6 protein-coding genes are annotated in these 6,459 nt (G+C 59.5%); 3 read left to right on the top strand and 3 right to left on the bottom strand.

Annotated features, from left to right (window positions below; translation table 11 throughout):
• The 3 genes from RT018_RS00030 to RT018_RS00020 all read left to right on the top strand — a co-directional run.
• The coding region (locus RT018_RS00030; RefSeq protein WP_312938470.1) for an AAA family ATPase at nt 1-1,161 on the top strand (1,161 nt) is incomplete at its 5' end.
• Nucleotides 1,162-1,174: 13 nt separating this feature from the next.
• A complete protein-coding gene (locus tag RT018_RS00025) occupies nt 1,175-2,164 on the top strand; it encodes an NAD(P)-dependent oxidoreductase (RefSeq protein ID WP_312938468.1) in 990 nt (329 codons plus the stop codon).
• Between the two features lie 85 nt (nt 2,165-2,249).
• A complete protein-coding gene (locus RT018_RS00020; RefSeq protein WP_312938467.1) occupies nt 2,250-3,068 on the top strand; it encodes a carbon-nitrogen hydrolase family protein in 819 nt (272 codons plus the stop codon).
• Nucleotides 3,069-3,164: 96 nt separating this feature from the next.
• Here RT018_RS00020 and RT018_RS00015 read toward each other — a convergent pair whose 3' ends face one another.
• The 3 genes from RT018_RS00015 to RT018_RS00005 form a co-directional block, all read right to left on the bottom strand.
• A complete protein-coding gene (locus RT018_RS00015; RefSeq protein WP_312938466.1) occupies nt 3,165-3,989 on the bottom strand; it encodes a mechanosensitive ion channel family protein in 825 nt (274 codons plus the stop codon).
• A 7-nt stretch (nt 3,990-3,996) separates the two neighbouring features.
• Nucleotides 3,997-4,773, bottom strand: coding sequence for a uridine phosphorylase (gene udp / locus RT018_RS00010; RefSeq protein WP_312938660.1), 777 nt, complete (start codon nt 4,771-4,773; stop codon nt 3,997-3,999).
• Between the two features lie 83 nt (nt 4,774-4,856).
• Nucleotides 4,857-6,459: endonuclease MutS2 (locus RT018_RS00005; RefSeq protein WP_312938464.1), on the bottom strand; the 1,603-nt coding region annotated here is incomplete at its 5' end.

The raw sequence follows: 6,459 nt of genomic DNA, 5'->3' as shown, positions 1-6,459 counted from the left end.
TTCTGGGGCCATCCCTCGGCTCCGCCGAAGCCTGCGGAGCCGAAGGCGCCGTCTGCGCCTCCTCCCGCACCTCCGCTGAAAACCGGCGGAGCAAAAGAGAGCGGCGGTACCGCCTCCTCCACTGGAAACGACGAAGGGGCTCCTGCCGAGCAGCCTGCTTCGCCTCCGGAAAAAATTGAAGACTTGCAGGCAGAGCTGGACGGCTATATCGGCCTGACCGCCGTAAAAAAAGAGGTGAAAAACCTCATTGATCTGGCCACGGTTCACCAGCTTCGCAAGGACCACGGCCTGCCGGTGGCGGATCTGAGTCTTCACATGGTCTTCTCCGGCAATCCGGGCACGGGCAAAACCACGGTGGCCCGGTTGATGTCCCGCATTTACCACAGCCTTGGCATTCTCTCCAAAGGCCATCTGGTGGAAGTGGACCGCAGCGGCCTTGTGGCTGGGTACGTGGGCCAGACCGCCATTAAAACCGGCAAGGCGATCGAAGCGGCTCTTGGCGGCGTTTTGTTCATCGACGAGGCCTACGCCCTCAACGGCAGAGCGGAAAACGACTTTGGGCAGGAGGCCATCGACACCCTCCTCAAGGCCATGGAGGACCACCGGGACGACTTGGTGGTCATCGTGGCCGGGTATGACGGGCTGATGGATGATTTTGTCCACTCCAATCCCGGCCTTGAATCCCGGTTCAACCGCTTTTTACACTTTGAGGACTACACCCCGGAGGAGTTGCTGTCCATTTTTGACATTCAGTGCAAAAAGGGCTGCTATCAGCCGGAGGAGGAAACCAGGCGGCTGGTCCGGGAGTTTATTGCGGAGGAAAACGCGGAATCCATCTCCTTTGGCAATGCCCGGGGCGTGCGGAACATTTTTGAGCGACTTCTGGTCAATCAGGCCAATCGACTGGCCGGCATGGAAACTGTTTCCCGGGACGACCTGATGAAAATTAGTCCCCGGGATGTCCGCGCAGCGCGGGGACTGGCGGAGCCAACACCGGCCGAGGACACCGCCGCAGCGGCTACTCCACTCGTAGACACAGCGGAAACTTCCGATGAGAAACCTGCAAAACCCATAGAACCGGATGAAACCCCCAGCAAGAAGAACGAAAGCCCCGCAACCTCGCCGGAATCTTCCGCCGGGGATGAGAAAAATTTGCAATAGAAGGACTGTGCTTATGAAAGTATTGGTGCTGGCCCCCCAATCCCGTTATGACGCCTTTGGTTCAGACCTTCCCGGCGCCAAATCAGCGAAGCAGATTTTCTGCGACCGGGAAGGGACCGAGGCGGAGTGGCTGGCCGCTGCAAGCGACGCCGACGCGCTGTTTGTCACGCCAGTGACCCCCGTGTCGGCAGAACTAATTTCCAACATGCCCAACCTGAAGCTGATTCACTCCGAGGGCGTGGGGTTTGACCGCATTGATCTGGATGCAGCCCGGGCCCGGGGCATTTATGTGTGCAATTGCGCCGGATGCAACGCGGCAGCGGTTTCCGAGCTGTCCGTGACGCTGATGGGCATGCTGCTCCACCGGGTTCTGTGGGGCAACCGCATGGTTCGCGCGGGCAAGCAGGGCGAAGCCGTGCGTCTAGTGGAGAGGGACGTTCCCGCGGATTTATCGGTTTCCACCGTGGGACTGGTAGGCTTCGGGGCCATCGGTCAGGCGGTGGCGGAGCGCCTGCGCCCCTTTGGCGCCACGGTATATTATTATGCGCCCCATCGTCGGGACACGGAGACGGAAACACAGCTGAACGCCCGCTATCTCCCGCTTGAGGAACTGGCGGCGGTGAGCGACATTATCAGTCTTCACCTGCCCTCCAACGACCAAAGCCGGGGGCTTATAAACCGGGAATTTCTCGCCCGGATGAAACCCACAGCCTGCCTTGTGAACACCGCCCGAGGCGCAATTATCGACGATGAGGCCCTCTGCAACGCCCTGCGGGAGGGAAAACTTGCGGGCGTGGCACTGGACTGCTACGAGCCGGAACCTGCAGGGAGGGACCATCCTCTTGTTCGCTTGGCGGCCGAATTTCCGGACAGACTGATTCTCTGCCCCCATTACGGCGGTGTGGCCCAGTCCGCTTTCCGGGCGGCGCATCGGATGCTGTTCGAGGATTTGGAGAGCGTCCGATCCGGCAGACGGCCCAAGCGGGTGGTCAACGGCCTGTAAGCGGCTTTAAACCGCCGTACCAACCGGGTTCTTGAATATAAAAAACGCCGGGGAAACAGAGTTTTCTTATGAAAGGAGCTTTCCTATGAAGGTCGCGTTGATTCAATTGGCAAGCGGCACCGGGGACAAGGCCGCCGAAATTGCCCTTGCATGCGAAAAAATTCGGGAAGCAGCGGCAAACGGAGCGGATTTTGCCGTTCTTCCGGAGATGTTTTGCTGTCCTTACGACAATGCCTGCTTCCGTGCCTTTGGCGAAACGGCAGGTGGGCAGGCGCAGTCTGCGCTTTCTTCTCTTGCGGGAGAGCTTGGCATTTACATCGTGGGCGGCTCCATCCCGGAGCTTGCGGACGGGAACGTTTACAACACGTCCTATGTCTACGACCGTCAGGGCCGGGAACTTGCCCGCCACCGCAAGGTCCATCTGTTTGACATTGACGTGGCGGGTGGACAGCGGTTTTTTGAGTCTGACACCCTCACTCCCGGCAATCAGATTACCACCTTTGACACAGAATTTGGGGTCATGGGCCTTTGTATCTGCTTTGATCTTCGGTTTGAGGAGTTGGTCCGGTGCATGGCCTTGCGCAGCGCAAAATGCATCTTTGTTCCAGCGGCCTTTAACATGACCACCGGCCCCGCCCACTGGGAGCTTTTGTTCCGCCAGCGAGCGGTAGACAATCAGTGCTTCACCGTGGGGATATCCCCCGCCCGGAATATGGATGCATCCTATGTAGCCTACGGCAACTCTCTTGCCGTGGACCCCTGGGGAACCGTTCTGTGCCGCGGGGAGGGCGAGGCCACGGTGCTATATGCCGAGCTGGACCTTTCCAAAGTTTCGTCTGTGCGCAGCCAGCTCCCCATCCTCTCCGCCCGGCGCACGGATTTATACGAACTGCGTGAGCTTTGATTCGTCCCTTCTAACTCAAGGCTGTATTTCATTTTTTCATAAATAGTCCCGTGAGATTTCGACGAAATCTCACGGGACTTTTGTGTTTTCACTGTTTTACGTGTTATTTCCATCCAGAATATGGACGTTCAAGTGGTCATAGGCCATTTCAATCCCCTGCTCCTCAAAGACCCGGCGCAGGTTCTCCCCCAAGGTCAGATAGACCGTCCAGTAATCTGCCGTGGCCGCCCAGCAGTACACGCTGTATTCCATAGCGCTGGGGCGGCACTCCGTCAGGTATACCGAGGGGGCTGGGTCAGCCAGCATCCCCTTCGTCCGCTCCAGCGCCGTTCGACAGGCGGCCTTCACCGTGTCGATGCTTGCGGAATAAGGCGCGTTCACCTTCTGGCAGATGCGGCGGCGGCCAAGAGCAGTATAGTTGGTAAGCTTTTCGGAAGACAGTTTCCGGTTGGGAATCATCACCGTAAGCCCTTCCAGCGTCACCAGCTTGGTGTGGTTCAGGGCCATTTCCTCCACCGTGCCGGACACGCCGTCCGTCTCGATAAAATCCCCCAGGGTGAAGGGACGGGAGGAAAGCAGAACCAGTCCCCCGGCCACATTGCCCAGGACATCCTCCGCCGCCAACGTAACTCCCAGAGACGCCACGCTCAAAAGCGCCACAAACGATGAGGAGTTGATACCAAGCGTGTCCGCCACGATGATTGCAGTAATAATGTATAGCACCAGTTTCACGCCCATCAGCAGGTACTTATGCACCCGCTCTTCCAGCTTGCTGCGGCTCATAATCCGGCGAAGAAGGCGCATGAGAATCCGAATGACAATCAGGCAGACCAGCAACACGCCCACGGCAGACGCGACCTTCCCAAACGTCAGCGAAATCCCGCCCGGCAGCGCCGTGTTCCACAGGTCTTTAAAGCTCATGGTCCACTCACTTCTCCGCCGCCGCCCGGTCGGCCGCAATCACCAGCTTCATGGCCTCCACCGCCACCTTCACGGAGGCGGCAGTATCTTCGCTCATGTTCTGGTCCAAGCCGGCCTTTTCCCGTTCTTGATTCCAAACCACATGGAAGCAGGAGCCGCATCGCACTCCCAGCGCCGCCGCCACCACGAACAAGGCCGCAGACTCCATCTCGCTGGCCTTTACGCCGAGGCGCTTCCAGCTCTCCCACTTTTGCAGAAGTTCGTAGGAAACGGGGGATTGGTCCGGGCTGTGTTGGCCGTAGAAACTGTCCTTGCACTGCACCACGCCGGTGTGAAGCGGATAGCCAAGGGCCTTGGTGGCCTCTGCCAGATGCCCGGTAATCCCAAAGTCCGCCACGGCGGGAAATTCGATGGGCGCGTATTCCATGCTGGTGTGCTCAAAGCGCACGGCGCCCGTGGCCACCACAATGTCTCCGGACTGCACTTCCAGCGCGATTCCGCCGCAGGTGCCGGTGCGGATAAAGGTGTCCGCACCACACTTCACCAGTTCCTCCATGGCGATGGAGGCGGAAGGCCCGCCGATACCCGTGGAACAGACGGAAACCCGCTCTCCCAGAAGCATCCCGGTCCATGTGGTATACTCCCGGTTTTGGGCCACCTCCACCGCGCCGTCAAGCAAAGCAGCGATGGAAGCCACGCGACCCGGGTCCCCGGGCAAAATACAATAGCGGCCCACATCTCCCGGTGCACACTGAATGTGATACTGTTTCGGTAAAACCTGCATCTCTTTCACCTCATCAATTAATTCCACCGCCTTTTGAGGCAGCGGCCCGCACAAACATCTCTGTCGCCTCATGGCAGCGGTTCTTATTTCATCGTCACCACCGTGACGCCGGACTCACCCTCGCCGTATACCCCAAGACGGAAACTCTTCACCGCCTTATTCCGGCGCAGCAGCTCGTGGACAGCTTTGCGCAAAACCCCCGTTCCCTTTCCGTGAATAATGGTGACGGTTTCCAGCCGTCCCATCACGGCGGCGGAAAGAAAGGTTTCCACCACGCTCTCGGCCTCGATGCTCTCCATCCCCCGGATGTCCAGCTCGCTGGTGGCGGCAGGGCGCAAGAGGTGCCGGTCGGGATTGGAGCGGACCGGGGGGGACTTTTTCCGCTCGGCCTCCTCAATCAGCCGCACCTCGCCGGACTTCACGGTCATTTTCATCCGGCCCGCCTGCAATTGCAGTGCGCCGTCCTTTCCCACCGAGATAACCTCCGCAGGGGTTTTCACGCCGGGGATTTCCACCTGATCGCCTTTTTGAATGGGTCGGCTGGGCTTTGGAATCGGCTCCGGCTCAAACTCCCGGCTGCGCAGCTTTTCCTCCGCCTCGTTCAGCCCCCTTCGGATGGCGGCTTGCGCTTCGTTCAGGTTTTGTGCCGCATCGGATTTCGCCTGCCGTCTGCGCAGCTCCGCCAGATCGTTCATGGTCTGGTCGGCGGCGGTTTTCACGTCCCGCAAGATCCGCCGGGCATCCGCCTCTCCCCGGCTGCGGGCATTGTCCCTAGCCTTCTCCATCTGCGTACGGAATTCCCGGGCCTTGCGGGCGTCTTCTTCCCTTTGCCGATACAGCCGATCGGTTTCCGCCTGCTTTTTTTCCAAGGCCTGCCGCTTTTGCTCCAATTGGGTCAACACATCCTCAAACCGGACGCTGTCTCCCGCCATCTGGGCCTTGGCCTCTTCCACCACTTCGTCCGGCAGGCCCAGCCGCTTGGAAATAGCAAAGGCGTTGGACTTTCCCGGAATGCCGATCAACAGCCGGTAGGTGGGGCGCAGGCTCTCCACGTCAAATTCGCAGGAGGCGTTTTCCACCCCGGCAGTGGTCATGGCAAAGGTTTTCAGCTCTGCATAATGGGTGGTGGCAGCAAGCTTCGCGCCGGAACGGCGCACCCGCTGAATAATGGCCACGGCCAGCGCCGCACCCTCCACCGGATCCGTTCCCGCGCCCAGCTCGTCAAACAGCACCAAGGTTCGCCGGTCCGTTTCCTTGAGAATCTGAACAATGCCGGTCATGTGGGCCGAGAAAGTGGATAGGCTTTGCTCAATGCTCTGCTCGTCTCCCACGTCCGCCAGCACCCGCTCATACACGGAAATTTGGCTTCCGGACCCAGCTGGAATGTGCAGTCCGCATTGGGCCATCAAGGTCAAAAGGCCCAGCGTTTTCAAGCTGACAGTTTTGCCGCCGGTGTTGGGCCCGGTGATCACCAGTGTGTCAAAGCTGTCGCCGATTTCAATGTCGATGGGCACGGCCTTTGCCCGGTCCAGCAATGGATGGCGGGCTTTTCGCAAAACCACCGCTCCGTCCCGCCGCAGCTCCGGGCGCACTCCGTCCAGCTTGTAGGAAAGCTGGCCCCGGGCGAAAATCAAATCCAGCCGCACCAGCGCATCGTAATCCCCCTGAATGTCCTCTCGGTGGTCG

This window comes from Oscillibacter sp. (assembly GCF_032060045.1).
Lineage (GTDB): Bacteria > Bacillota > Clostridia > Oscillospirales > Oscillospiraceae > Oscillibacter.
This window is presented reverse-complemented; position numbering and strand designations above follow the sequence as displayed.